This window comes from Paraburkholderia dinghuensis (assembly GCF_003837865.1).
GTDB classification, from domain to species: Bacteria; Pseudomonadota; Gammaproteobacteria; order Burkholderiales; family Burkholderiaceae; genus Paraburkholderia; species Paraburkholderia dinghuensis.
Genome location: NZ_RQIS01000049.1, coordinates 1 through 1,816, shown reverse-complemented (window position 1 = coordinate 1,816; position 1,816 = coordinate 1). Strand labels below are relative to the sequence as shown.

At 53.4% G+C, this 1,816-nt stretch carries 2 protein-coding genes and 1 pseudogene; all 3 read left to right on the top strand.

Features of this window, described 5'->3' with window-relative positions; genetic code table 11:
- Positions 1-538: pseudogene (locus tag D1Y85_RS27280) on the top strand (T6SS effector BTH_I2691 family protein); the annotation flags it as partial.
- On the top strand, positions 535-1,272 hold the full coding sequence (locus D1Y85_RS26820; protein WP_124154090.1) for a putative type VI secretion system effector: 738 nt from the start codon (positions 535-537) through the stop codon (positions 1,270-1,272). The pseudogene D1Y85_RS27280 and the gene D1Y85_RS26820, both read left to right, overlap by 4 nt.
- A gap of 230 nt (positions 1,273-1,502) precedes the next feature.
- On the top strand, positions 1,503-1,733 hold the full coding sequence (locus D1Y85_RS26815; protein ID WP_185219143.1) for a hypothetical protein: 231 nt from the start codon (positions 1,503-1,505) through the stop codon (positions 1,731-1,733).
- Positions 1,734-1,816 lie beyond the last annotated feature (83 nt).

Here is a 1,816-nt window from a genome sequence, read left to right as displayed (position 1 = left end):
GCTGAAGAATTCCATCCGCTCGCAAAGCTGGAAGCTGGTGGGTGGCGGGCTGAGTAGTTTCGGCACCTTTATTTCGGCGTGGATGGATTTGGAGAAAAGAATTGATGCCCGTGGAAAGAATCAGTACGACATAGCAGGGGTTTATTTTCTAAAGACCTCAGTCGAACTCGCAGCGGGCACTGCAACTTTGATTGATGCGACGAGCACCGCAGCACCATTGCTTAAAAAGCTAGCGGTTCGGTATGGAACGGATGTTGTTATTGAAGCCGTAGAAACGGTTACCGCTCGAGCGGTTGCATGGGCGGCTCTGCGGTCTGTCGCGATGCTGACCGGTTGGGAGGCAACCGTGGGGCTGCTTGTGCTTCAGGCGATGGCAGACTGGCTCACGCCAGACGAACTGGAAAGCTGGTGTTCCCGATGTGCCTTTGGTACCGGGCGCGAAACTCTGTTTCGAGTTGCGGATCATGATGTTGAGCGCTATACCGACCCTTCCCAACAGGAGAAGGATTTTGCCAATGCCATGACCAAACTCTCATGAAAAAACAGGAACTGAACAATTCGACTGTGTTGTTGAGCGGAACGATCTCGGGGCTAAAACGATCACGCCGTAGTCACGACTTCGTTCTAACCGAGGTTCAGCAACAGCAGGTCGGAGCGACCGCAATTGCGGCTTCGGCCCTAGGAATGGGGGCGACAGGCATTGGCCTGATCGGCATGGCTGGAAATTCCGACGAAGAAGCTGACTGGGTAGAGTTCGAACTGGACGGTAAGCAGATGAAGGGTTGGCTCTGGATGATGCCCATGCGCAACGGCGATAACGTTGAGGTTGTCGCTGAGCCTATGGGAAACAATCGTTATGTCGTGTACGCGGTCAAGCGCGACGGCGATGACCTGCTCGCCGTGTATCCTCATGCAACAGCAGGGAGAAAGGTGCACTACCGCAGATCGGTGAAAGTTTGGATCGGTTTTTCATCGGTGGTGTATTTGCTTCTTCTGCTAATGACGGTCCTTCAAGAGGGATGGGGTGCCTTTCTCGATCAGAACGAGCAGATTGTTTTGCTGTCTGGGACTCCTCTTTGGATAGTGGTTTCGGGATTGATGGCGTTTCGGATCTCGCGAAAGTTCATGGGTTTTGTCAAGATTGCAGAGACGATCTTCAAGGCATTTGGTTGGTCAGACATCGAGAATATCGATCTACGCAGGACGTCGCGAGAGCATCGTCGCGAAAACAAGCTTCCTAACTTTGGCAATCTGTATTTCCGCTACAAATAGCGATACTTTTCACCGATGGAAAGCGTCCATGTCGCGCCGGCATCTCCGAAATGTGGACAAGTTCAGACTGAGCAGCGCCAGCAATTTGCGCTGTACGCGAACAGTAAGATCATGATGAATCTCAACTGCTCAATACTGCACTGGCGAAGAAGGAGGTGCCGCTGGAGGCGCAGAGCCAGGCAAGCGCGAGGCACAGCCCTGGCGTCGACGCAGTGATCTCGGCGGCAGGGATGATCGGCAAGCTCAATGGCTATTACAAGAACCTGGCGAAACTCGCACTCGAAACTGATCCGAAGAAGATCTCGCCGCTTGCAGGACTGTTCAAACGCCTTGAGGTAGATGTCTTCGGGATGACAGTCGGCGATGCAATATTCGCCAGATTCCGCGTCAACCAGCTTGGCGATTTTGCTGGGGAGAAGATTGTCCAGACGGTGTTGCTCCAGCGTGCGGGCGTGTCTTAGAGTCGCTAACACAAGTCATCAACGAAGCGCGAGCAGATGACGGCAGCAGCCAGGGAAAGCAACGCAACATGAATGTCGAGACG

What these genes read in the sequence shown, in the direction of transcription:
- D1Y85_RS26820 (WP_124154090.1), top strand. Translation starts at nt 535, where the DNA reads ATGAAAAAACAGGAACTGAACAATTCGACTGTGTTGTTGAGCGGAACG.
- D1Y85_RS26815 (WP_185219143.1), top strand. Translation starts at nt 1,503, where the DNA reads ATGATCGGCAAGCTCAATGGCTATTACAAGAACCTGGCGAAACTCGCA.